Raw genomic sequence first — 23,128 nt, 5'->3', positions numbered from 1 at the left:
TTTTAAGCTTTATGAGTGAAGTGAGCCAAATAACTCATAGGATAAAGAGCATTATTTTTCATAGATGTTTTTTTGTGCGATGTGTTGAATTTACGGACTGAAAAAATAATAAAAGATATATTTTGTATTTTTATACATTTTGGATTAGAAGATGGAATGGTTGAAGCAAGGAAGAGGTCTCTTTATCCATTGGTCTTATGAGGATGGGTGCATATATTTTTATCCCAAGAGGGAAAATATGTATAAATAATAAGTTGAGATAATGATAAATGCGCCTTCATTCCTGTATTTTGTTTGTTATTTTTATGCTATAATGAGACTATGAAAAGAGAAGAACGATTAAATTTAATTAAGCAAATTATCTCTGAAAATAAGATTGCGACACAGGAAGAACTTCAGAGTGTCCTAGAATCTAGAGGGGTAAAGATTACTCAGGCGAGTTTGTCACGTGATATTCGTGAGTTGCATATTATCAAAAAACGTGAAGATGGCAAGAGCTTTTATGTTTTTTTGACAGAGCTTAATTCTCCTTCACAATCTTTGTTACAACAATACTTGACTAACTTTGTACTGAAAGTTGATGTAGCTAGTGTTAACGTAGTTGTACATACACACTTAGGAGAGGCAGATCTTTTGGCGAATGCCTTTGATGATGAGCAACGACCAGAAATTTTAGGGACTTTGGCTGGTGCAGATACCTTATTGCTCATCTGCAGGGATGAAGCGACAGCAGAAAGTTTAGCCTTGGAGATTGAAGATGCCTTATAATGCAAGTAAAGAAAAATTGATAGCTCATATTCTTGATTTGGATTATGTTAAGGCCTTTCAAAAAGCAGAAGATGCCTTACAAAAAGAAAAAGAAGTGTTTGAGCAACAAAGTAAAATGAAGGAGCTTCAGAAAGAGGCTGTTCTCTATCAAAAAATAGGCAAGATACAGGCCTTTAAAGAGACATCCAATGCAGCACAAAGCATACACAAGTCTCTAAAAAATGACCCCTTAGTTGAAGACTATCTTTTAAAAATGCAGCCTGTTGATGCTCTTTTGAACTATGTGACAGGTGAGATAGAAAGTAAAGTTAATGAAGCCTTAGGACATGAAGGATGATAGGAAAAGGATCTTGTGTCCTTTTTGTTTTACCTACAAGGTTGAGCTGGCTTTTTGTATGTTATAATAGAAGCAAAGAATTTTCAAAAGAAAGAAGAATTATATGTCTGAAAAAATTTCACCAGGAATGCAGCAATATCTTGATATCAAAGCTGATTATCCAGATGCTTTTTTGCTCTTTCGCATGGGAGATTTTTACGAGCTTTTTTATGAAGATGCAGTGAATGCAGCCCAAATTTTAGAATTATCTCTGACTTCGCGCAATAAGAATGCAGAAAATCCGATTCCGATGGCAGGTGTTCCTCACCATTCAGCAGAGCAATATATCGAACAACTTGTAAGTCTGGGCCATAAAGTTGCTGTGGCAGAGCAAATGGAAGATCCTAAAACAGCTGTTGGTATCGTCAAACGTGCTGTCACTCAAGTTATCACACCAGGTACAGCTGTAGATGTGGGCCTAACAACGGAGAATAACTTTTTAGTGGCTCTAGATCAATCCGCTGCGACATTTGCTTTGGCTTATATGGATCTATCGACAGGCGAATTCAAAGCAACGCAGTTATCTGATTTTTCATCAGCACTCAGTGAGATATCATCCCTAAAAGCACGTGAAATTGTTGTTGGATATGAGCTATCAGACGATGATAGACATGTTTTTGAAAAACAGCTGAATGTGATGGTTTCAGAACAATATGATTATGAAGATATTTCATCAACACTTTCTTCCTTGGAGAATCAAGTAGCTTCAAAACTCCTAGCCTATGTTAATCGCACCCAATTAAGGGATTTGAGTCACTTGCAGGAAGTGGAACATTATGAAATAAAAGATTTTCTGCAAATGGACTTTGCAACGAAGTCTTCTCTAGAGTTAACCGCCAATAAGCGAGAAGGAAAAAAACATGGGACGCTCTATTGGTTGCTTGATGAAACCAAAACAGCTATGGGCACACGTTTACTCCGTAGCTGGGTAGACCGTCCGTTGATTTCTTCCAGTGAAATCAAGAAACGTGCGGATATTGTGCAACTCTTTGTGGATAATTTCTTTGAACGTGCAGATTTGATTGAGGCTCTAAAGGGAGTTTATGACCTTGAACGCCTGGCTTCTCGTGTGTCCTTCGGTAAAGTTCTTCCCGTTGATTATTTACAGTTAGAAAATTCCTTGTCTAATGTCCCAGGCATTAAAAATGTTTTACTGACCATGAACAATGCGGCTCTGGACCCTTTAATCTCTCAACTTGATGAAATTCCGGAACTTATCAGCTTAATACGCCAAGCAATTGATGAATCAGCCCAGCGTGTCATTACTGAAGGAGGAGTCATTAAGACAGGTTATAATGAGCAACTGGATAAATATCGGGAAGCTTTAACAAACGGTACCTCATGGATAGCAGAGTTGGAAGCGAAAGAAAAAGTCAATACAGGAATCCCGACATTAAGAATTGATTTTAACCGCAAAGACGGTTATTATTTCCATATTACGCAGAGTCAGCTTGGCAGTGTTCCTGACCACTTTTATCGTAAGGCAACGTTGAAAAATTCTGAACGTTTTGGTTCAAAAGAGTTGGCTGAAATTGAAGAAATTATGCTTGAAGCGCGTGAAAAATCGAGTGTTTTAGAATACGATCTTTTTGCGCAAGTACGTACAGAGACTGAACAGTATATCTCGCGCTTGCAGAAATTAGCAAAAGCAATTGCCAGTATTGATTGTTTGCAAAGCCTAGCGACCGTTGCTGAAAAATACCAGTATATCCGTCCAATTTTTACTCCTGAGCGTAAGGTCAACATTATAAAAGGGCGTCATCCTGTGGTTGAGAGTGTTCTCGGAGCTCAAGAATACGTACCAAATGACATTAATTTACCAGATCAAACTGCAATTCAACTCATCACAGGGCCAAATATGTCTGGTAAATCAACCTACATGCGTCAATTTGCGATGATTGTCATTATGGCACAGTTGGGCTCTTTCGTACCAGCTGAGGTAGCTGAACTTCCAATATTTGATGCGATTTTTACACGCATTGGTGCAAGTGATAATTTAATCTCAGGTGAGTCGACCTTCATGGTTGAGATGATGGAAGCCAATCATGCTATCCAACATGCTACGTCGCATTCTTTAATTATTTTTGATGAACTTGGACGAGGCACTGCAACTTATGATGGAATGGCTCTGGCGCAGTCGATTATTGAGTATATACATGATAATATCCATGCTAAGACGCTCTTTGCGACGCATTACCATGAGTTAACGGAGTTGTCAGACAGTCTTGAAGAGCTAGAAAATGTACACGTTGCTACTTTAGAGAAGGGGGGTGATGTGACCTTCTTGCATAAGATTACGGAAGGTCCAGCAGATAAATCCTATGGTATTCATGTTGCTAAAATTGCAGGACTGCCCTCAAAATTACTTGAACGTGCTGACATTATTCTGCAAAAATTGGAGAATAAGCCGGTGATGAGTAAGGCACCTGAAGTTGAAAAAGAACAATTGAGTCTTTTTGCATTTGAAGACAATCATCAAGAGCTGATTGAAATGTTAAAAGAAACGAATGTCGATAATATGACGGCGCGTGAAGCTTTAAACTTTTTGTGGGAGCTTAAAGATAGACTATAAGATTTGGTTTTTAATAGTAAAATTGTTAGAATAAAGTGAATAAATAAAGAAGTGTTAAAAGGAGAGTCTATGGCGGAAGATAAAGATAAAATCGTAGAAACACCGGAAATCCCCGAAGTTGAAAATATGGAAGAAGGGGCAGCTGACATTGCTCCTGAAGTAACAGAAGAAACTCTTGTAGTGGCCGAAACAGAGAGCCCTGAAGATACGCCAGTGGAAGTCATAGAAGCTACAACGGAAGAAAAGACTGAAGTACCTTTTTCAGAAATAAATGATGATTTTATTTCTGAAAAAGAGGTAACAGAAGAACCTAAAGTTTCTCAACATAATTATGCAGACGAGCCATTTTTGGCAGATAACCGTGTCAAATCAGGAATAAATCCAAAATGGAACTGGGGTGCAATGGCTATGCCTGTCTTCTTTGGTATAGCTAATCGTTCTTATTTAGGTTTACTCAGTTTACTGGTGTTCATTCCCTGGCTTGGCTGGATTTTTGGTATTGTATGGGCTATTGTTTTCGGTATCAATGGGGAACGTTGGGCCCTACAAAATCCAGACAATCACTACCGTGATGAAGAAGAGTTCCGTAAGGTTATGGATGGCTGGAATCGTGCAGGTCTAGTTGCTTTTATCATTGGCGCAATAGTCATCGTACTGCTTTTACTTTTCTTTATGATTCTTGGTGCAGCTATATTTAGTAACATGGATCAGCTTCAGTATTAAAATAGATTGATGAAGTGATAATATGAGAGGCCTCTCCGGTGTATTTCAGGAGAGGTTCTCTTTGTTGTCAAGAAGCTCTTCAGCTTTCAAATTTGTCTCTTGAAAATATGCTATAATAAGTACTGACTATGAAAAAGAGAAACAGTCGCTTGATGCGGAGGTCTGAATAAGTGGGAAAAATAATCGAACTTGATGAATCACTTGCTAATCAGATAGCAGCTGGTGAAGTGGTAGAACGGCCTGCTAGCGTTGTAAAAGAATTAGTAGAAAACTCAATTGATGCTGGTGCGACACGAATCGTTGTAAAAATTCAAGAGAGTGGCTTACGACTCATTGAAGTGATTGACAATGGAACGGGGATTGAAAAAGAAGATGTTGCTAAGTCTTTGAAGCGGCATGCAACCAGTAAAATAAGAAACAAAGCGGATTTGTTTAAAATCCGTACTCTCGGCTTTCGGGGTGAAGCGATGCCTTCGATTGCTTCAGTTAGTGAATTTTCTATTGAGACGAGTGTGACAGATGAAGAGTCAGGCACGCGTTTGATTAGTCATGGTGGAAAAGTGGACACATTAGAAGCAATTGCCCAAAGAGAAGGAACGAAAGTTACTGTACAAAACCTTTTCTACAATACGCCGGCACGCTTAAAATATATTCGCTCTTTGCAAGCGGAACTTAGCCATATCACGGATGTCATTAATCGTCAAAGTATGGCTCACCCTGAGATTTCTTTTACACTGATTAATGAAGGTAGGGAGCTGATGAAGACGGCGGGGAATGGTGACCTACGGCAAGTTATTGCAAGTGTGTATGGCCTTCCGACTGCTAAAAAAATGTTAAAAGTAGAAGCGGAAGATTTAGATTTTACGCTTTCGGGATATGTGAGTCTACCTGAGCTAACACGTGCAAACCGTAATTACATCACTTTGATGATAAATGGACGCTTTATCAAAAATTTCTTGTTGAACCGTGCAATCCTCGAAGGTTATGGAAACCGATTGATGGTAGGGCGTTTCCCTATTGCTGTGCTTTCCATTAAGATTGATCCGCAATTAGCCGATGTTAATGTGCACCCGACGAAACAAGAAGTACGCTTATCAAAAGAGCGTGAACTGATGCGCTTGATTACGGAGGCAATTCAAAGTGTTTTTGTGGAGCAAACTTTAATTCCTGATGCATTGGAAAATCTAAATTCCCGGCGCGCGAAAGTAGAGGAACAACCAGAAGTTACAAGTGGGAGCAAATCAACAAACCTTTATTATGATAAGGTAAGTCAGGATTTCTTTGTTGATAAAATTCAGGTGCATGAGGAGTACAGTATACCTCAGGAGAATGTTGTACCTTCAGAAGAACTCCGCACAGCCTCTATTTTCGAAGAAGTTGTGGTTGAAGAAAAGCAACCGATTGGAAGCTCAAAGATAGTAGAAGAAAATCAGCCCTTTCCTGACCTGGAATATCTGGCGCAACTGCATGCTACTTACCTGCTTTGTCAAGCGCAGGATGGTCTATATATTATCGATCAGCATGCAGCTCAAGAACGCATAAAATATGAATATTGGCGTGATAAAATCGGTGAAGTCAGCATGGATCAACAGATTTTGCTGGCTCCATACATTTTTAGTCTTCCAAAGAATGATTTTTTGATGCTTTTAGATCGAAAATCGATTTTGGAAGAGGCGGGGGTGTTCCTTGAAGAATATGGAGAAAATCAACTTATTCTGAGAGAACATCCCACTTGGCTTCAAGAAAATGACTTAGAAGAAACAGTTTATGAGATGATTGATGAAATCCTTTTGACAAAAGAGTTCTCGGTCAAAAAATATCGACACGACTTGGCGACAATGGTAGCTTGTAAGAGCTCAATTAAGGCAAATCATCCCCTTGATGCAGAATCAGCGCGAGCATTAGTCAAAGAACTTGCTACTTGTGAGAATCCTTACTCTTGTGCGCATGGACGTCCGACGATTGTCCATTTTAATGGTGGAGATTTAGAAAAAATGTTCCGACGACGTCAAGAAACTCATCTCTCCAAAGCCGCAAGTTGGAAGAATATAAATTAAAAAATAGGAAAAGAAGAAAAATGACAACTTTATACATGGTAGTCCCTTGTTACAACGAAGAATTGGTACTTGATGAAACATCTCGCCGCCTTGAAGAGAAATATGCAGCTTTGAAAAAAGCTGGCAAGATTGATGAAAAAAGCCGTGTAGTTTATGTTAATGATGGTTCGCGAGACAGCACTTGGGAAAAAATTCAAGAAAAACATGCGGCTAATCCTATGTTTAGTGGTATCAATCTCTCACGTAACAGAGGTCACCAAAATGCACTTTTGGCAGGTTTGATGCAAGTTAAAGACTTAGCAGATGCTGTTATTTCGATGGATGCAGACTTGCAGGATGATATCAATGCTATTGATGCGATGCTTGAGGAGTATGAAAAGGGCTACGAAGTAGTTTATGGTGTACGTGATAATCGTGATACTGATACGGCCTTTAAACGTCGTACAGCAATGGCTTTTTATGGTTTGATGAAGAAATTAGGCAGTGAATCTGTGCCCAATTCGGCAGACTTTCGCCTGATGAGCAGTCGCGCCTTAAATGGTTTGGCTGAGTATGAGGAAGTAAATCTCTTTTTACGTGGAATGGTCCCTCTTGTGGGATATAAATCAACCAATGTTTACTATAAACGTGGGGAACGCTTTGCAGGGGAAAGCAAGTATCCCCTCAAAAAGATGGTGAGTTTTGCGATTGATGGTATCACTTCCACTTCAGCAACACCGATGCGTTTTATTTTTTGGACTGGATTGATAATGTTCCTTCTTGCTTTTGTAGCTGGGATTTATGTTGTAGTACGTCATTTCATCGGAGGTTTCCCAACAACTGGATGGGCTTCAATTATGGTTGCCATTATTGGGCTAGGTGGGATTCAGCTTTTAGCTCTCGGGATTATTGGTGAGTATATCGGTAAAATTTTCCTTGAAGTTAAAGCACGTCCACGCTTTATTATCCAAGACTTTATTAACACAGAAGGCGATGAGGAATAATGTACGAATACTTTCAAGGCAAGCTAGTTAAAATTACGCCAACGTATATCGTTGTTGATGTCGCAAATATTGGTTATCTCATCAATGTGGCAAACCCCTATGCTTGGTCTCATATGATGAATCAAGGGATTACAATATATGTGCATCAAGTTATTCGGGAAGATGCACATAGCTTATACGGCTTTATGGATGATGCAGAGAAAGCTTTGTTTTTACGTTTGATTAGCGTATCAGGCATTGGGCCAAAATCTGCCTTAGCAATCATTGCTGCCGATGATAACGTGGGTCTTGTGCATGCGATTGACAATAGTGATATCAAGTACTTGACAAAATTCCCAGGTGTCGGCAAAAAAACAGCGATGCAGATGGTTCTGGATCTAGCTGGTAAGTTTGATGCTACAGCTTCAGCTGAAATGGTCAAAACCACTGCTAAAAATGAAAATCTAGCCCTTATTGAAGCGATTGAAGCTTTGCAAGCCCTAGGCTATAAAGCAACTGAACTTAAGAAAATTCAGAAGAAACTTGAAGTTGAAACTGGATTGACAAGTGAAGAGTATATCAAAGCTGCCCTCAAATTAATGATGAAATAAAATCCGTACGCTACGGATTTTTGTTATAATAAAGATAATGAACGAAAACTTATCTGCAACACCACTTGAAGATGAAATGATGGTTGAAAAGTCTTTACGACCTCAATTTTTCAATCAATACATCGGTCAAGACAAGGTTAAAGAACAACTTGAAATATTTATCAAAGCAGCAAGGCTACGTGAAGAAGTGCTGGATCACGTGCTTCTTTTTGGTCCTCCTGGTTTGGGGAAAACAACCATGGCCTTTGTTATTTCGAATGAGCTAGGGGTAAACATCAAACAAACGTCTGGTCCAGCAATTGAAAAGCCGGGAGATTTGGTTGCTATCTTGAATGAACTTGAGCCAGGAGATGTTCTTTTCATTGATGAAATCCATCGCATGCCTATGCAAGTAGAAGAGGTTCTTTATTCAGCTATGGAGGACTTCTATATCGATATCATGCTGGGGTCTGGCGATGGTAGTCGCTCGGTGCACTTGGACTTGCCGCCCTTTACTTTAGTGGGCGCAACAACACGTGCTGGAATGCTTTCAAATCCACTACGTGCGAGATTTGGAATTTCAGCCCACATGGAATATTATACTGAGCGGGACTTGGAGGAAATTGTTAAGCGTACAGCAGATATATTTGAAGTAGAGATTGTGGACCAAGGTGCACTTGAGATTGCATTACGGAGCCGAGGTACACCGCGTATCGCCAATCGCTTACTGAAGCGTGTTCGAGATTTTGCGCAAATTATGGGTGATGGTCGTGTGGATAAAGAAATCACAGATAAAGCACTTCAGATTTTGGATGTTGACAATGCGGGTCTTGACTATATTGACCAAAAAATTCTACGTACAATGATTGAAATGTATAATGGAGGACCTGTAGGTTTAGGGACATTAGCTGTTAATATAGCAGAAGACCAAGAGACTGTTGAAGATATGTATGAACCTTATCTGATTCAAAAGGGCTTTATCATTAGAACGAAACAAGGGCGTAAAGCGACGCCTAAAGCCTATGAACATCTAGGTTATCCTTATCAAGAAAAATAAAAATACTCTATATGGAGTATTTTTTATTTTTCTTTCAGGCCATGTTCAAATAAATTTACCTTATATAGTAATTTTTATGCTCATAGCTATGCTATAATGAAGATATGGAAAAAATAGTATTCGTCTGCTTAGGTAATATTTGTCGGAGCCCCATGGCTGAGTTTGTCATGAAGGATTTAGCTGAAAAAGAGGGGAAAAGTTTCGAAGTGGAAAGTAGAGCCACATCGAGTTGGGAACATGGCAATCCAATCCATCCAGGGACACGCTCTCTTTTAACTGCACATGGCATTGCATTTGATTCGGCTAAAGGAAGTCAACAGATTTCACAAGAGGATTTTCAATATTTTGATAAAATTATTGCAATGGATGCATCAAATAAAGAAAATTTAGAAAAAATGGCTCCTGCAGATCAAAAAAATAAAATAAAAATGCTCTTGAATAAATCAGTTCCTGACCCTTGGTATACGGGGGATTTCGAAGAAACTTACCGCTTGGTAAAAGAAGGCTGTTTAAAAATTTTAGAAAATAACAGCAATTAATGTTATATAATGTGACATAAACCTTTGACAAGAAATGAAACTAGGTTTATAATATGGCCATAGAGTTGAAGTTGAGGAGATGACGGGTGAAAGAACGTGAATTGAGACACTCCCTAGCAGTGCTACCTATTGGTACTGTTATGAAACTAACAGGATTGAGTGCAAGACAAATTCGCTATTATGAGGAACAAGGATTACTTTTTCCAGAACGTAATGAAGGTAATCGCCGGATGTATTCTCTTAACGATATTGAGATTGTTTTTGATATTGCTGATTTACTTTCAGAGGGTAATAATATAGCTGACATTAAGCGTATCTATGCTCAAAGGAAGAAGAAAGCAATGAAAAATCTCTCTATTAGTGAAGTACACCTTGCCTTAGAACGTGAATTTGCCCAGCAAGGACGTTTCGGACATCCAACATTAACTCATTTTAATCAGCCGCGTATGTAAGAAAAACTTACATATAAGATATTGAAGCATCGTTTATTCTTAAAAGGAGCCGTATTATGGGAATCACAGCAGCAAACATCCGTCGTGATGTCAAAGAAAAAAATATCAAGTTCTTACGCCTGATGTTTACCGACATTTTAGGAACGCTTAAAAACGTAGAAGTTCCAGCAACTGATGAACAGTTAGACAAACTTTTTGACAACAAGATGATGTTTGATGGCAGTTCAATTGAAGGTTTTGTCCGTATCAATGAATCAGATATGTATCTCTATCCCGATTGGGACACATGGATTATCTTCCCTTGGGGAGACGAATACGGAAAAGTAGCTGGCGTAATCTGTGACGTGTATACGGCAGAAGGTCAACCTTTCCCAGGAGATCCACGTGGCGTATTAAAACGTAATCTGAAAAATATGGAAAAATTAGGCTTCAAAAAATTCAATCTTGGTCCAGAGCCTGAGTTTTTCCTCTTCAAGCTTGATGAAAATCAAGAACCAACCTTGGAAGTAAACGATAAAGGTGGATATTTTGATCTTGCACCAACTGATTTGGCGGGGAATACACGTCGCGAAATCGTTAATGTCCTTACCGATCTTGGTTTTGAAGTAGAAGCAAGTCACCATGAAGTAGCCGTTGGGCAACATGAGATTGACTTCAAGTATACAGATGCATTGAAAGCTTGCGATAATATTCAAATCTTTAAACTTGTAGTGAAAACAATCGCACGTAAACATGGTTTACACGCAACCTTTATGGCTAAACCTAAGTTTGGTATCAATGGTTCTGGTATGCACTGTAATATGTCGCTCTTTACAGAAGATGGCCGAAATGCCTTCTACGATGAAGCGGGTGACATGGGACTTTCGGAAGCTGCCAACTACTTTATTGGTGGCTTGCTCCAACATGCTTATAACTACACAGCTATTACTAATCCAACAGTCAACAGTTACAAGCGTTTGGTACCTGGATATGAAGCTCCTGTTTACATTGCCTGGGCCGGACGTAACCGCTCACCGCTGATTCGCGTACCAGCATCTCGTGGAATGTCTACACGCGTGGAACTTCGCTCAGTGGATCCGTCAGCCAATCCTTACTTGACAATGGCTGTTCTCCTTGCATCAGGGCTTGATGGGATTGAAAATAAAATTGCCGCGCCAGAAGCTGTTGAAGCGAATATTTATGTAATGACCGAAAGTGAGCGTAAAGCGCATGGTATTACAGACTTGCCTTCGACTTTGCACAATGCTGTGAAAGCATTACGTGAAGATGAAGTAGTGACAGCTGCTTTGGGTGAACATGTTTTGGTTAACTTTGTTGAAGCTAAGAAAATCGAATGGGCGAGTTATGCACAATTTGTCAGTCAATGGGAAATCGATAACTATTTAGAACTTTATTAAAAGCGAGAAGCATCCTTGAGATGCTTTTTTTGAATTTTTATACTAAAAAGACTAAACTAGAGATATGGATATAAAAGAAGATTTAAAAAATATTATAGATAAAATAGACTATGGACAGGTTGCCAAACTTGCGATGTTGGAGAGAGGAGCCTATGCAGTATCTGGACCGCAGGAATCAGCTTCTGATGGTGTATTGTTTGAGGACTTTGCTTCCAAATATTTGTCTGCGAAGGAAGATTTGACTGTCGTTAATCGCCAAGACCCAGAATCAGCACTACAACAAGAAGATTTTAAGGCGTTGCTTGCCCAAATGAAAGCCCCTCAACATATCATTTTTGTAGAGTGTCTTGAATTAGGAACGACAGAAATTAAAGGTTTTTTGAATGCACTGCTTTCCTCGGATTTAATCAAAAGCAGCAAAGTTATTCTCTTGGATTTGCCACAATTAGAATATATGGCCTTGCGTTCAAGTATGAAAGGAAAAATCGCTATTTAATGCGATTTTTTTCTTGATATTCTCGGGAATGTTTCATGATTTCTTTATAGATAGCTTGGACAGCGGACGTATATTGTGGATCCTCGGTCCTTTTTTTTATCTTTTCGAGGATAAATGCTTCTCGGCCAGAGTCATAGACATCTCTATTTTCTTCTGCCTTAGCGATGATGACCTCTTCAACTAAGGTCATGCGTCTTATTAATAGGTCAATCATGTGATCATCGAGTGCGTCAATTTCTTTACGAATTTTTTCTAAAGTCATATTTTTATTATGACACAAAAGCCTATAGAGGACAATGTTTAGATAAAAAAGTTAGAGAAAATCAAAGGAAAAGAGATTTCAAAAAGAAAATAAAAGAGAATTTAACCCCATGTATTGACTCTATTGCGGGTTAAGTTTATAATTATAAGATGAATAAAAGCGAAAAAATTGAAGGATATGAACTCCTTAATCTACAACTGAAAGGTTTACTTTCAGCACAAAACTATACATTGTCAAATCTCTCCAACGCATCAGCCCTTCTCAATGACTTCTTACCTAATCAAGTCTTTGTAGGATTTTATTTGTACAATGGCGAACAACTTATTTTGGGCCCTTTTCAAGGCGGTGTTTCTTGTGTCGAAATAAAATTAGGCGCAGGCGTATGTGGAGAAGCCGCAGAAAAACGCCAAACATTGATTGTTGACAATGTTAAAGAACATAAAAACTATATTTCTTGTGACAGCCGAGCACTGTCAGAAATTGTAGTACCGATTATTAAAGACGGTGAATTAAAAGGAGTTTTAGATTTGGATGCTTCAGAAACTTCCTTTTATGATGATGTCGATCAAAAATATCTCGAAGAATTCTGCCAGATTTTATCAGACATGACGGATTGGAAATTTTTTTGAGTGAGGTAAACAATGAAAGAAACAGTAAATAACTTTATAGCAGATAAATTTGCTACTCGTGAGGCAATACCTGTAGGTTTTAATGCTTTGGCTCAGCCTAAAGCATTTGCTCAAGACTTGGGGAATTTTGTGTATCAGTTGCACCAATTAGAAGCAACGGGAGCGGAAGAACCACCCTTAATGTTGCCGATCATTGAAGCTGAATTTTTGACACTGTTGGATCAAATGAAAAGAATTGCACCTATAGAAGGGCTGCGCTTATACTGGGATAAAGCTTCAAAAAATCCATGGACAAAGCCTGCAGTTGTTTTACATGGAAGTTTGAACTTGGACACCGTGTGGACAATGTCTGATAAATTTTCGGGAGTGGCTGAGACAGTCTCTTCCTTAGTTGGTGATCCTGCTTGTGATTTGACTATCGCATGGGAAATATTTGATGAGAAGCAAAGAAAGATATTTTTCTCTGCCGCTGAAGCTGATAAGGCAACAGTCATCCGTGCTCGCGTATGGGCTCTTTATAAGGCAATGAAAAATTATAATGCTACCGATATTGATCAGTCCATACTGGCACGTGATGTTCTTTTCCGAATCAATGAAGAGCTCGGTCTTGGCGCAGAGCCAGACCTTTATTAGAAGGAATGAAAAATGGCTTACCAAGCTTTATATAGAAAATACCGTAGTCAAAGATTTGATGAGATGGTTGGCCAGGAAGTGGTGGCTACAACCTTAAAGAATGCTATTGTTAATGGGCAGATTTCCCACGCTTATCTTTTTAGTGGTCCACGTGGGACAGGAAAAACTTCCGCGGCAAAAATTTTTGCCAAAGCAATTAACTGTCCTAATCAGAAAGAGGGTGAGCCCTGCAACACTTGTGATATTTGTCAGGCTATCACCCAAGGTAGCCTTGAAGATGTGATTGAACTTGATGCTGCTTCAAATAACGGAGTTGACGAAATTCGTGAGATTCGAGATAAATCAACCTATGCAGCTAGTCGCGCAACTTATAAGGTTTATATTATCGATGAGGTTCATATGCTTTCAACGGGAGCATTCAACGCTTTATTGAAAACCTTGGAAGAACCTACTGATAATGTTGTCTTTGTTTTAGCAACAACCGAGCTTCAAAAAATTCCCGCAACGATTATCAGTCGTGTACAGAGGTTCGCTTTTAAAGCCATTACAACGCATGATATTCGTCAGCATTTAGCAGAAGTTTTAGCTGACGAGAAGATTGAGTTTGAAGATGCGGCACTTGATGTTATTGCAAAATCGGCTGAGGGGGGAATGCGTGATGCGCTGAGTTTATTGGATCAAGCCTTAAGCTTTTCTGATGGCCAGCTTGCGGAGAAAGATGCTCTCTTGGTGACAGGTTCTATTGCTAATGAAGCGTTGATCTCTTATGTTTCAGCATTGGCAGCTTCAGATGGTCCAACAGCACTTGATGCCTTAGAGAAAATCTTTCTTGAAGGAAAAAATATGTTGCGCTTCACGGAAGATCTCTTGACTTATTTCCGCGATTTACTTTTAAAGGAAAACAATGAAATCCCACGTCCACGTCTTTACCAATGGATTAATATTGCAATTGAGTCCTTGAAAATTATTAAAGAGACAACACAGAGCAAAATTGCTGCAGATGTGATGACGATGCGTCTTGTAGATACAGGGGCTTATCCTTCTGCTGAAGCTAAAGAAGTTCCAGAAAGTTTAAATGATGAACTTCAGGCATTAAAAGCAGAAGTTGCAGCGCTAAAAGCTAAGCTGGCAGAAACAGGAAGTCAGACTGTAGTATCTACCGTCAGTCAAGAAGTTCAAATCAAGCAACAAGTAAAAACGAAAGCAGTGACCGAAAAGTATACTGTAAACCAAGATTTAGTTTTTAAAGCTCTAAAGGAAGCGACCAACGAAGCTCGTCAAGCAGTTTTTGGTGCATGGCCGGAGATAGTTTCCAGCTTTACCAAGCCTTCAGATCGCGCCATAATCAATAATACAGCACCTGTCGCTGCCTCAAGTAATTTTGTGGTGGTTACTTTTCCTCATGGTAATTTAGCAAAGCGCGTTACAGAAAATGAAAACTTACAATTAACTTTTGGTAATTTAATGTCATCAATATTGGGATTTTCTCCAGAGATTATTGCTTTAGCAGAGCAAGATTGGCAAGCTTTACGTCAAGAGTATGTTTTAAGCCTCAAAAAAGGAGGACAACATGTTACAAAAGATACCGAATCTGAGCCAGAATCTGAAGAAAAAGAAGTTCTTGTAAGTAAAGCAAAAGAATTTTTTGGAGAAAAAGTGAAAGTAATAAACGATTAAAAAAACGCCTCATGGCGTTTTTTTTTTTAATCAATATCACGGCTTAAATCAACTTCTTCAAGAGGAATGAGTTTTGTTTTCTTCACGATTTTGTAAGAGAAATATAAAATCAAGAAGAGAGGTAAAGCAAGATAGGTCGTAATGATGCTTTGCGCATTCATCGTTACGGTAGTAATTTGCCCGATAACGATAATGATTGAAAGAATAAGAGCGATGATTGGCCCAATAGGGAACCATTTGGCATGGTAGCCTAACTCAGAAAGTTTATGACCTTGTTTAATAAAAGCACGGCGGAAGCGGAAATGACAGATAGCAATTCCAATCCAAGCCAAGAAACCAGACAAACCGGAAGCAGCAACCAAGTAGAAATAAATCTCAGTACCAAAGATACTTGTCAAGAAGGCCAATAGCCCAATGGCAACAGTCGCTAAAATTGCATAAATTGGTACACCGTTGCTTGTATTTGTTTTAGCGAAGATTTTCGGTGCATGCCCCTCTTTTGCCATACCAAAAAGCATGCGAGAAGCAGCATATAACCAAGAATTGGCAGATGAAATAACAGAGGTTAAGATGACCGCATTCATAACGGATGCAGCAGCAGCTAAGCCAGCACGTTCAAATACCAAGGTAAATGGAGAAACAGTAATATCACTTTGTGTTGCTGCACGGAGAAGACTTGGGTCTTTATAGTAAACCAAGGCACCGATTACGAATATTGAGAGGAAATAGAAAATAATAATCCGCCAAAAGACTTGTTTAATCGCTGAGGGAACATTTTTCTCAGGATTTTCTGATTCACCGGCTGCAATACCAACGATTTCAGTACCTTGGAAAGAGAAGCCTGCAATCATGAAGACAGCAATCATACCTCCAATACCACCGACAAAACCATGATTTCCTCCAGCAGAAAGATTGCGTGCCACATCTGGCTTATAACTCATAATTCCAAAAATTGTTGCGAGACCAATCACGATAAAGGCGATAACAGCGATGACTTTAATTGTCGCCATCCAAAATTCTGCTTCACCATAAGCCTTAGCTGAAATAAGATTAACCAAGAGGATAAGCGCAATTACGATAGTTGACCATATCCATGTAGGCACATGGGGCAACCAAAATTGCATAATGACACCAACTGTAGCAGCCTCAACCGCCACAGTAATTGCTGAGTTAAACCAATAATTCCAACCCATCGCGAAACCAAAAGCTTTATCCACATAACGGTCGGCAAATGATGCAAAAGAGCCAGACACTGGAAGATAAGATGCCATTTCACCTAAAGACGTCATAAGGAAGAAAACCATGAGGCCAATAGCGATATAGGCTACTAAGGCGCCCAGAGGTCCAGCTTGAGAAATTGTTGCACCTGATGCAACAAATAACCCGGTACCAATCGTTCCTCCTAAAGCAATCATTGTTAAGTGACGGTGTTTGAGACCACGTTTAACTTGCGTGGATGGCGTTCCCTCATTATTTGAAGTATTATCCATTACTTCTCTCCTAAATTTATAAATATTAATACAAAAAGCAATCCCTTAGAGATTGCTAAACGTCAGAAAGATCTTTCATCCGAATAGCGCATCGTGTCTAGGATTAGATCACGACAGTTTAACAGGTGTTTCCTGTTAAACCAAGAAAAGTTAGTGAGCATAACTTTTCTTTCGGCAACCGCTCCTGGGCTAAACTTCTCAGCATGCTCTAGCTCTGCTTAGCTTATTATTGGTTGCGACCTCTATCGTTTATTAAGTATTTATGAATATTTTAGATTAATTTAGGAGGGATGTCAAGGAGGAGCCTAGCTGAGATGAATAATTATGCAATTCCATGTTTAAAAACACAGAGTTTTTAATGATTTGTATCGTCCTTAAGAAAATCTAGACATTTGTTTTAGAGCTTAAAAAGAATTATAATGTAAGAAGAGATGATTGCGTTTTCATCTCAACTATATCTGGAGGTGGTTTTCTATGACGTTTACCCCAAAATATGTATCTCCAACTTACGCGGGAGAAAAAATTGTATGCGTAACTCGTAGCCAGCAAGGGGAGATTTCCCACTTATATCAGCGCTTTGATAGTCGTTGTAAGTTACACTTTATAGTGAAGAAGCTTGGCTATTATCAATCGAAAGAAGGTGAGTATCGCTACATTCCAGCTAATGTGCTTGACGTAGTAGCTTAGTAAATAAAAACATTGAGAAATCTTCTGCAGAGTCAGAGGGTTATTTTTTATTTTATAAAACCACAAAGCAAGATAAATCAACTTGCAAAAAGTAGTTAAATCTGATAGAATATATACTTGTGAGTAAAACTCATAACTTACACAGGCTCCAACCTGTGTCATTAGTCCAAAAGGAGGAAAAATCAATGACAAAATACGAAATTCTTTATATTATTCGTCCAAACATTGAAGAAGAAGCAAAGAAAGCCCTCGTTGAACGTTTCGATAGTATCTTGACTGACAACGGTGCTGCTAATCTTGAGTCTAAAGACTGGGAAACACGCAAACTCGCTTACGAAATTCAAGACTTCCGCGAAGGTATCTACCACATCGTAACTCTTGAAGCTGCTACTGATTCAGAAGCTTTGAGCGAATTTGACCGTCTTGCTAAGATTAACGGCGATATTCTTCGTCATATGATCACTAAAGTAGAAGCTTAATTCTAGTTTAGCTGGACAAATTTAAAGGAGAAACATCATGATTAATAATGTTGTTTTGGTTGGACGCGTTGTGCGTGACCCTGAACTGCGATACACACCGCAAAATACTGCGGTTGCTACATTTACGATTGCTGTTAACCGTCGTTTTAAAAACGCGCAAGGCGAGCGTGAAGCTGATTTCATTAACTGTGTCATCTGGCGCCAATCTGCTGAAAATTTGGCAAATTGGGCTAAAAAAGGTGCCTTGATTGGTGTAACAGGTAGTATTCAAGTACGAAATTATGAGAACAAAGAAGGTCAACGTGTTTACGTGACCGAGGTATTGGCTGATAACTTCCAAATGCTTGAAAGTCGTGCTGCACGTGAAGGTGGCTCTGGTTCATATTCTGCACCACAGCAACAACAATCACAAAACCGTCCTTTTGCTGGCTCTAACAGCTCAGCAGGCAATTCAACACCTGATTTTGGTCGTGATGCAGATCCGTTTGGTGGCTCACCAATGGAAATCTCAGATGATGATCTTCCATTCTAATAAGTAAGGCAGCTGTACAAGGCAGTCTATCTGAGCCCTATTCGTTGAGTATAAAAGCGGTATCCGTATTGACTTTTCTACTCAACAACATCTTACAATAATATAAGGAGAAACACACTATGGCTTTTCAAAAACGTGGTGGCTTCAAACGCCGTAAAAAAGTTGACTTTATCGCAGCTAACAAAATCGAAGTTGTTGATTACAAAGACACTGAACTCTTGAAACGTTTTATCTCAGAACGTGGTAAAATCTTGCCACGTCGCGTAACTGGTACTTCAGCTAAAAACCAACGTAAAGTGGTTACAGCTATCAAACGCGCACGTGTTATGGCTCTCTTGCCATTCGTAGCTTCTGACGAAAACTAAGAAATAATTAAGCACCTTCGGGTGTTTTTTTGTTCTTCCAAGAATATTTTACTTGCTCAGTTCTTTATGTTAAGCTTTATATAGGAATGAAAAAAATTTAAGGAGTAGAAGAGAAAAGTGAGGAAGTATTTCAAAATAGTTTTAGGGATGTGGTTCGTCTTATCTTTGTTTCTCTTTCTGGGGGGGATAAACAAGGATAGTGTGATGGCGGATAGTCCTCAGAGTCAGCCAATTTATCGGCTTTACAATACCCGTAATATGGAACATTTGCATACTGCAGATGTAAATGAAAAGAATAGACTTCCTAAACTATCAAAAGATTGGAAATATGAAGGGATTGCATGGGCGGCCCCTGTATCGGGTGATACTGTTTTCCGTGTATATAATCCTAAATCTGGAGAACATTTGTATACCAAAGACAGCTATGAAGTAAAAGTGCTGACGAGTAAACATGGTTGGCGAGCAGAAGGGATTGCTTTTTACTCTGCAACGAATAGAGATAAACCAGTTTATCGTCTCTATAATCCTGCTGCAGGTATTGGTGCCCATCATTCTACAATGGATACTTATGAAAAGAAAGTTTTAGTATCTCGGGGTTGGAAATATGAAGGGATTTCTTGGTATGCCTTACCTAAAGACGGAAGCTCTCCAGCATTGAATCTTCCTTTAAATGGTCCTAAAACAGCTTTTATATCTGGAAATGTTAAATTAGCAGGAGCAGGAACAGGATATCAGGCGAAATTCACGCTTAATGGTACAGGTGAGCATGCGATAAGCTTTGGGGTTCAGGTAGATAAGGAATCTAGTTTCCATGCGGGATCAGCTGCAGGAAAGCCTGTTTATATGAGCGAAAATATTAATGGAAGCTCTCATATTTATACCTCTTATGGACCGCCTGCCGTACTCAATCAGTGGACGAAGATTGAAATAGCATATTATGAAGCTTCTAAGGCTGTAGGCTTTTATGTGAACGGAAGCTTAGTTGGAACAGCTTACGCGCCAGACTTTGATAAAAATTATGTTGCTACAAGTTGGGGAAATCACTTGATTGCGAATGTCGGAGGTTCTGCCCGTATTAGAGGAGACAGCGTTAATGCACAATTTTTAGACGTACAAACTAGTGAAAAAGGAATGACGTTATGGAATGATACAGACAATAACTGGGTAGGACTGACAGCTAAATGGTTGAACGGCAATATTGATTCATCTGATTTTACAATTACTGGTACATCTCAACTTCCTGTTGGATTAAACTGGGATACTTATTGGAAAGCAGGGTTGCCTACAGCTGATGGAGTTGCTCAAATATCTGTTAGGATACCGTAAATAAAAAGCTAGGGAAATATACCCTACTTTTATTTTGTGGAATTCTTATGAAGAATAAAAAAAATGAATGTGGTAAAATAAAGCAATGACATGGATTATAATTTTACTTTTTTGCCTTTTGGCTTATGGGATTTTCGTTGAACCACATTTTATGCGTGTGCGACAAGTGACAATTTCAAACACAGCCGGGCTGAGAGTTGCACACTTTACGGATACACATTTTAATTGGCATACCCACCCACGCCGTTTTTTAAAATTTTCAAAACACATAAAAAAAACACAACCTGATTTGATCTTGTTCACAGGCGACTTATTTGATAAAGTCGATTGGGCACAAGCGCATGATATCGATAAGGTAAAAGAAATTTTAGTAGAACTTAAAGCTCCTTTGGGAAAATTTGCGATTTTGGGTAATCATGATTTTTCAGATGAAGGAAATGCGAACTATATAAAAACTTTTCTAAGGGAAGCTGGTTTTACTGTACTTACCAATCAATCGCTTACGTCAGGGGCTGTATCCTTAACGGGACTTGATGATTTACGCGAAGGACAACCAAATTTTAGTATGGTTCCTGAGCAAGCCGATTTTTCAATTTTAATGATTCATGAGCCAGATACGATTTTGCAAGTGGAGTTTCCTGAAAAATATAATTTAGTTATTGCAGGTCATAGCCACGGAGGGCAAATTCGCCTTGGTAGTTTGCGCTTACGTAATGATGGATCGAAGACTTATGATTCCGGCTTATACTCGTTAGGCAACGGCACAAAACTTTTTGTCAATGCCGGTATCGGGCTAACTTTTTTACCAATCAGGTTTGGTGTCCCTCCAGAAATTGTCTATTACGAAATTTAAAAAGTCTCCAGAATTTTATCTGGAGACTTTTATTTAACGTTCTTGTGAAGAGATGATAGTTTCCTTACCGTTATTATCAACAGCATGGAAATGACGTGGCCAAGAAGTATTAAAAGGGTATTGGAAATCAACCGTAACAGTTAAAGGATTGTGAGGCTGTGAAAATTTCACGGAAAGTAGTCCTTTTTGGTTGAGCAATTCAAAATTGATAAGAGGCTCAAGCGGGATAACGCCTTTTAGCTGATTGTCAATGATGAACCAAAAACTGTCAATGATTTCACCAGGAATGCTGGATACAGTTCCATAGCTTGCATAGCGTCCTTTTGTTTCAGTAAATGCCATTTTGCTCCTCCTTTATCATTAACTTTATATTTTAATTTAAACGGGTTTGGCTGATAACTTCTCGAATGTTTTCCAAAGTATCTTCAATCGAATCTTGAGCTTTCATGCCATACATCAAAAAAATGGCATCTAGAAGGCTAATTTGGGAGACGGTTGAAGCAACAGCTTCGGGTCGAAAAGATATTTCCTCAGATATTGAAATAAGTGCCAAATCACTTTTTTTCACCAAGGCTGAGTTCGCAAATGAGGTGATAGCAATCACAGGAACGTGATTGTTCTTCAGAATATCAACTATTTTCAGCGTATCTTTGTTTTTACCGGTATGCGAAATAACGAAAGCACAGTCTTTTTCTGTCAGTTTGGAGGCTAACATTTGTTGATAGTGAAAATCCTGATGATATACCGTTTGTAGTGGCATACGCAAAAATTTATGGTAAGCAATTAAAGCAACGGCATTAGAGCCACCCAGACCAAAAAAACCACAAGTTTTGGTGGATAAGAGGATATTCATAACCTTATCCAAAGTATCACTCTCTATCAGCTGCAATGTTGCATTGAGAGAAGAAATATTACTTGTAAAATTTTTGGCAAGGATATCTTTATAGCTATCTTCTGGCGAGAGTTCGCTGAAAAAGTTATCGGATTTAAATTTTTCGGTACTGTGGATAGCTAACTTTAAATCTTGAAAAGAATCAAAGCCGATTTTTTTAGCAAACCGCGAAATAGTTGCAGTAGATACTTTAGTGTTCTTTGCGAATTCTTGAATGGATAAGCGCGCGGCGCTGTCCATATTTTCAATCAAGTAATTTGAAATGGCTTGATCAGATTTACTGAGGTTATCGTAATAAGAGTTGATACGTGTGATGAGAGATTGTGTCATATGCTTTCCAGTCTTGCTTTTATTATATCATAACACAATTTTGAGGTGGAAAATGGGAAATGCTTTTAATACAGAAAGTTGATTTATTCCTCTTCAAAATCATAGTCTCGAATTGCGCGAGAAATATCACTAAAGTCAAAACCTTTACGGGCTAAGGCTTGGGTGATGCGTTGCTTAAGCTCATAGCCTTCGTATTTTCTACTGTATTTACGCGCGCTTTTGTCGAGTTCAGTGTAAAGGAGTTCTAACTCATTTTCTTCATCCGCTTCAAGTTCTAAACTTTCAAGAGCGATGGTACTAATGGCGTAAGAAAATCCCTTAGCAGTGAGGCTTTGTGTGACTTTTTGTTTGAGCTGTTGAAGAGTGAGGCGGCTTGCTTTTTGCCGGACTATTTTTTCCGCAAGAGTGACAGCCACATCAATTTGTTTTTCTTCATTGAAAACTTGGGTTATCCCTTCATCAATAAGTTGCAAATCTAGTCCCTTCAGATGGAGTTTTTGTTTGATCTGATAAGGTCCAGCACTTGCTGTACGAACTTTTCCTTGAATATAACTTTCAATATAAGCTTGGTCATTAAGGAGACCGTTTTTAGTAAGGTTATCAATGATATCTTCTACTTGAGCCGACTGAATATTATGGTCATAGAGATATTTCTTGACTTCTGACGATGTCCTAGCTTTGAAGGAAATAAAGTAAAGGGCTAAGGATTTACCTTGTGCAAAATTGTCAAAAGCTAATAATTGCTCCAGTTCATCTGTAGGAAGGACCTTATCTCGTGTTAGCATATATTTTACAATTGTATCCTCACAGACGTAGATTTTATCTCTAGCCTCTTCCCATTCCTTATATGAAAAAGACTCTGTCAGCGTAACTTTATAAAGCTTTTTGAGTTTTGTGATTTCCTTGATTTTTATCATAACTTTATTATAGCAGAGTACAAGATGAAGGGGAAATAGATTTTTTCAGTTTTAATAAAAAAGCTCT

General features: G+C 38.8%; 26 protein-coding genes and 1 riboswitch. Of the genes, 21 read left to right on the top strand and 5 right to left on the bottom strand.

The window, feature by feature from the left end; translation table 11 throughout:
* The first annotated feature begins 321 nt into the window (after positions 1–321).
* From argR to KJS37_RS08935, 12 genes are all read left to right on the top strand, one after another.
* Positions 322–768: an arginine repressor gene (argR, locus tag KJS37_RS08990; RefSeq protein ID WP_017369538.1), complete on the top strand. Its 447-nt coding sequence runs from the start codon at positions 322–324 to the stop codon at positions 766–768.
* Entirely contained in the window at positions 758–1,105 is a 348-nt protein-coding gene (locus KJS37_RS08985) for a YlbF family regulator (protein ID WP_213496977.1), read from the top strand. Before argR ends, KJS37_RS08985 begins: the two co-directional genes overlap by 11 nt.
* Before the next feature lie 103 nt (positions 1,106–1,208).
* The gene (mutS, locus tag KJS37_RS08980; RefSeq protein ID WP_213496975.1) at positions 1,209–3,716 is read left to right on the top strand and encodes a DNA mismatch repair protein MutS; all 2,508 of its coding nucleotides are present in this window, start codon (positions 1,209–1,211) and stop codon (positions 3,714–3,716) included.
* A gap of 69 nt (positions 3,717–3,785) precedes the next feature.
* Positions 3,786–4,439, top strand: coding sequence for a hypothetical protein (locus tag KJS37_RS08975; protein ID WP_213496973.1), 654 nt, complete (start codon positions 3,786–3,788; stop codon positions 4,437–4,439).
* A 170-nt stretch (positions 4,440–4,609) separates the two neighbouring features.
* On the top strand, positions 4,610–6,496 hold the full coding sequence (gene mutL, locus KJS37_RS08970) for a DNA mismatch repair endonuclease MutL (protein WP_213496971.1): 1,887 nt from the start codon (positions 4,610–4,612) through the stop codon (positions 6,494–6,496).
* A gap of 20 nt (positions 6,497–6,516) precedes the next feature.
* On the top strand, positions 6,517–7,479 hold the full coding sequence (locus tag KJS37_RS08965; protein ID WP_213496969.1) for a glycosyltransferase family 2 protein: 963 nt from the start codon (positions 6,517–6,519) through the stop codon (positions 7,477–7,479).
* A complete protein-coding gene (gene ruvA / locus KJS37_RS08960) occupies positions 7,479–8,069 on the top strand; it encodes a Holliday junction branch migration protein RuvA (RefSeq protein WP_213496967.1) in 591 nt (196 codons plus the stop codon). Before KJS37_RS08965 ends, ruvA begins: the two co-directional genes overlap by 1 nt.
* 37 nt (positions 8,070–8,106) lie before the next feature.
* Positions 8,107–9,105 carry a Holliday junction branch migration DNA helicase RuvB gene (gene ruvB, locus KJS37_RS08955; protein WP_017369531.1) on the top strand — a complete coding sequence of 333 codons (999 nt, stop codon included), beginning with the start codon at positions 8,107–8,109 and terminating at the stop codon, positions 9,103–9,105.
* Between the two features lie 104 nt (positions 9,106–9,209).
* Positions 9,210–9,644: a low molecular weight protein-tyrosine-phosphatase gene (locus KJS37_RS08950; protein WP_017369530.1), complete on the top strand. Its 435-nt coding sequence runs from the start codon at positions 9,210–9,212 to the stop codon at positions 9,642–9,644.
* Between the two features lie 86 nt (positions 9,645–9,730).
* Positions 9,731–10,096, top strand: coding sequence for a MerR family transcriptional regulator (locus tag KJS37_RS08945; RefSeq protein WP_213496965.1), 366 nt, complete (start codon positions 9,731–9,733; stop codon positions 10,094–10,096).
* A 56-nt stretch (positions 10,097–10,152) separates the two neighbouring features.
* On the top strand, positions 10,153–11,493 hold the full coding sequence (gene glnA / locus KJS37_RS08940) for a type I glutamate--ammonia ligase (RefSeq protein WP_017369528.1): 1,341 nt from the start codon (positions 10,153–10,155) through the stop codon (positions 11,491–11,493).
* A gap of 64 nt (positions 11,494–11,557) precedes the next feature.
* Positions 11,558–11,989, top strand: coding sequence for a hypothetical protein (locus KJS37_RS08935; protein WP_213496963.1), 432 nt, complete (start codon positions 11,558–11,560; stop codon positions 11,987–11,989).
* On the opposite strand, the gene KJS37_RS08930 is transcribed toward KJS37_RS08935, so the two are convergent.
* Positions 11,982–12,251: a chorismate mutase gene (locus tag KJS37_RS08930; protein ID WP_213496961.1), complete on the bottom strand. Its 270-nt coding sequence runs from the start codon at positions 12,249–12,251 to the stop codon at positions 11,982–11,984. The two genes, KJS37_RS08935 and KJS37_RS08930, sit on opposite strands and share 8 nt — an antisense overlap.
* Before the next feature lie 149 nt (positions 12,252–12,400).
* Here KJS37_RS08930 and msrC point away from each other — a divergent pair, with 149 nt between their 5' ends.
* Genes msrC through dnaX form a run of 3 tightly spaced genes read left to right on the top strand, consistent with a single transcriptional unit; the run spans position 12,401 to position 15,190 of the window.
* Entirely contained in the window at positions 12,401–12,880 is a 480-nt protein-coding gene (msrC, locus tag KJS37_RS08925; protein WP_096368941.1) for a free L-methionine (R)-S-oxide reductase MsrC, read from the top strand.
* A gap of 12 nt (positions 12,881–12,892) precedes the next feature.
* Complete coding sequence (locus tag KJS37_RS08920; protein WP_213496959.1) at positions 12,893–13,513, top strand: protein kinase family protein; 621 nt, start codon at positions 12,893–12,895, stop codon at positions 13,511–13,513.
* Positions 13,514–13,525: 12 nt separating this feature from the next.
* Positions 13,526–15,190, top strand: coding sequence for a DNA polymerase III subunit gamma/tau (dnaX, locus tag KJS37_RS08915; RefSeq protein WP_213496957.1), 1,665 nt, complete (start codon positions 13,526–13,528; stop codon positions 15,188–15,190).
* Between the two features lie 26 nt (positions 15,191–15,216).
* On the opposite strand, the gene KJS37_RS08910 is transcribed toward dnaX, so the two are convergent.
* Positions 15,217–16,680 (bottom strand): amino acid permease, encoded by a 1,464-nt coding sequence (locus KJS37_RS08910; protein WP_096368944.1) that lies wholly within the window; start codon positions 16,678–16,680, stop codon positions 15,217–15,219.
* Positions 16,681–16,756: 76 nt separating this feature from the next.
* Positions 16,757–16,933, bottom strand: a riboswitch (Lysine riboswitch).
* A 221-nt stretch (positions 16,934–17,154) separates the two neighbouring features.
* Here KJS37_RS08910 and KJS37_RS08905 point away from each other — a divergent pair.
* From KJS37_RS08905 to KJS37_RS08880, 6 genes are all read left to right on the top strand, one after another.
* On the top strand, positions 17,155–17,367 hold the full coding sequence (locus KJS37_RS08905) for a hypothetical protein (protein WP_016171080.1): 213 nt from the start codon (positions 17,155–17,157) through the stop codon (positions 17,365–17,367).
* A 185-nt stretch (positions 17,368–17,552) separates the two neighbouring features.
* Positions 17,553–17,846, top strand: coding sequence for a 30S ribosomal protein S6 (gene rpsF / locus KJS37_RS08900; protein ID WP_003133129.1), 294 nt, complete (start codon positions 17,553–17,555; stop codon positions 17,844–17,846).
* A gap of 37 nt (positions 17,847–17,883) precedes the next feature.
* Complete coding sequence (gene ssb / locus KJS37_RS08895; RefSeq protein WP_017369521.1) at positions 17,884–18,378, top strand: single-stranded DNA-binding protein; 495 nt, start codon at positions 17,884–17,886, stop codon at positions 18,376–18,378.
* Positions 18,379–18,497: 119 nt separating this feature from the next.
* Positions 18,498–18,743, top strand: a complete 246-nt coding sequence (rpsR, locus tag KJS37_RS08890) for a 30S ribosomal protein S18 (protein WP_003133134.1) — start codon at positions 18,498–18,500, stop codon at positions 18,741–18,743.
* A gap of 117 nt (positions 18,744–18,860) precedes the next feature.
* Positions 18,861–20,069: a hypothetical protein gene (locus KJS37_RS08885; protein WP_213496955.1), complete on the top strand. Its 1,209-nt coding sequence runs from the start codon at positions 18,861–18,863 to the stop codon at positions 20,067–20,069.
* Between the two features lie 85 nt (positions 20,070–20,154).
* Positions 20,155–20,922, top strand: coding sequence for a metallophosphoesterase (locus tag KJS37_RS08880; protein ID WP_213496953.1), 768 nt, complete (start codon positions 20,155–20,157; stop codon positions 20,920–20,922).
* Positions 20,923–20,955: 33 nt separating this feature from the next.
* Here the strand turns inward: KJS37_RS08880 and KJS37_RS08875 are convergent, their stop codons facing one another.
* The 3 genes from KJS37_RS08875 to recX form a co-directional block, all read right to left on the bottom strand.
* A complete protein-coding gene (locus KJS37_RS08875) occupies positions 20,956–21,264 on the bottom strand; it encodes a DUF960 domain-containing protein (RefSeq protein ID WP_096368946.1) in 309 nt (102 codons plus the stop codon).
* Positions 21,265–21,295: 31 nt separating this feature from the next.
* The gene (locus KJS37_RS08870; RefSeq protein WP_017369518.1) at positions 21,296–22,144 is read right to left on the bottom strand and encodes a MurR/RpiR family transcriptional regulator; all 849 of its coding nucleotides are present in this window, start codon (positions 22,142–22,144) and stop codon (positions 21,296–21,298) included.
* 83 nt (positions 22,145–22,227) lie between these two features.
* A complete protein-coding gene (gene recX / locus KJS37_RS08865; protein WP_213496950.1) occupies positions 22,228–23,061 on the bottom strand; it encodes a recombination regulator RecX in 834 nt (277 codons plus the stop codon).
* Positions 23,062–23,128: the final 67 nt, after the last annotated feature.

Source organism: Lactococcus formosensis, assembly GCF_018403745.1.
GTDB classification, from domain to species: Bacteria; Bacillota; Bacilli; order Lactobacillales; family Streptococcaceae; genus Lactococcus; species Lactococcus formosensis.
The sequence above is the reverse complement of the archived record's forward strand: the minus strand, read 5'-3'. Positions and strand labels throughout refer to the sequence as shown.

Bases quoted from the DNA above. Each gene is read 5' to 3' on its own strand.
- argR (WP_017369538.1), top strand. From the start codon at position 322: ATGAAAAGAGAAGAACGATTAAATTTAATTAAGCAAATTATCTCTGAA.
- KJS37_RS08985 (WP_213496977.1), top strand. From the start codon at position 758: ATGCCTTATAATGCAAGTAAAGAAAAATTGATAGCTCATATTCTTGAT.
- mutS (WP_213496975.1), top strand. From the start codon at position 1,209: ATGTCTGAAAAAATTTCACCAGGAATGCAGCAATATCTTGATATCAAA.
- KJS37_RS08975 (WP_213496973.1), top strand. From the start codon at position 3,786: ATGGCGGAAGATAAAGATAAAATCGTAGAAACACCGGAAATCCCCGAA.
- KJS37_RS08965 (WP_213496969.1), top strand. From the start codon at position 6,517: ATGACAACTTTATACATGGTAGTCCCTTGTTACAACGAAGAATTGGTA.
- ruvA (WP_213496967.1), top strand. From the start codon at position 7,479: ATGTACGAATACTTTCAAGGCAAGCTAGTTAAAATTACGCCAACGTAT.
- ruvB (WP_017369531.1), top strand. From the start codon at position 8,107: ATGAACGAAAACTTATCTGCAACACCACTTGAAGATGAAATGATGGTT.
- KJS37_RS08950 (WP_017369530.1), top strand. From the start codon at position 9,210: ATGGAAAAAATAGTATTCGTCTGCTTAGGTAATATTTGTCGGAGCCCC.
- glnA (WP_017369528.1), top strand. From the start codon at position 10,153: ATGGGAATCACAGCAGCAAACATCCGTCGTGATGTCAAAGAAAAAAAT.
- KJS37_RS08935 (WP_213496963.1), top strand. From the start codon at position 11,558: ATGGATATAAAAGAAGATTTAAAAAATATTATAGATAAAATAGACTAT.
- KJS37_RS08930 (WP_213496961.1), bottom strand. From the start codon at position 12,251: ATGACTTTAGAAAAAATTCGTAAAGAAATTGACGCACTCGATGATCAC.
- msrC (WP_096368941.1), top strand. From the start codon at position 12,401: ATGAATAAAAGCGAAAAAATTGAAGGATATGAACTCCTTAATCTACAA.
- KJS37_RS08920 (WP_213496959.1), top strand. From the start codon at position 12,893: ATGAAAGAAACAGTAAATAACTTTATAGCAGATAAATTTGCTACTCGT.
- dnaX (WP_213496957.1), top strand. From the start codon at position 13,526: ATGGCTTACCAAGCTTTATATAGAAAATACCGTAGTCAAAGATTTGAT.
- KJS37_RS08910 (WP_096368944.1), bottom strand. From the start codon at position 16,680: ATGGATAATACTTCAAATAATGAGGGAACGCCATCCACGCAAGTTAAA.
- KJS37_RS08905 (WP_016171080.1), top strand. From the start codon at position 17,155: ATGACGTTTACCCCAAAATATGTATCTCCAACTTACGCGGGAGAAAAA.
- rpsF (WP_003133129.1), top strand. From the start codon at position 17,553: ATGACAAAATACGAAATTCTTTATATTATTCGTCCAAACATTGAAGAA.
- ssb (WP_017369521.1), top strand. From the start codon at position 17,884: ATGATTAATAATGTTGTTTTGGTTGGACGCGTTGTGCGTGACCCTGAA.
- rpsR (WP_003133134.1), top strand. From the start codon at position 18,498: ATGGCTTTTCAAAAACGTGGTGGCTTCAAACGCCGTAAAAAAGTTGAC.
- KJS37_RS08880 (WP_213496953.1), top strand. From the start codon at position 20,155: ATGACATGGATTATAATTTTACTTTTTTGCCTTTTGGCTTATGGGATT.
- KJS37_RS08875 (WP_096368946.1), bottom strand. From the start codon at position 21,264: ATGGCATTTACTGAAACAAAAGGACGCTATGCAAGCTATGGAACTGTA.
- KJS37_RS08870 (WP_017369518.1), bottom strand. From the start codon at position 22,144: ATGACACAATCTCTCATCACACGTATCAACTCTTATTACGATAACCTC.
- recX (WP_213496950.1), bottom strand. From the start codon at position 23,061: ATGATAAAAATCAAGGAAATCACAAAACTCAAAAAGCTTTATAAAGTT.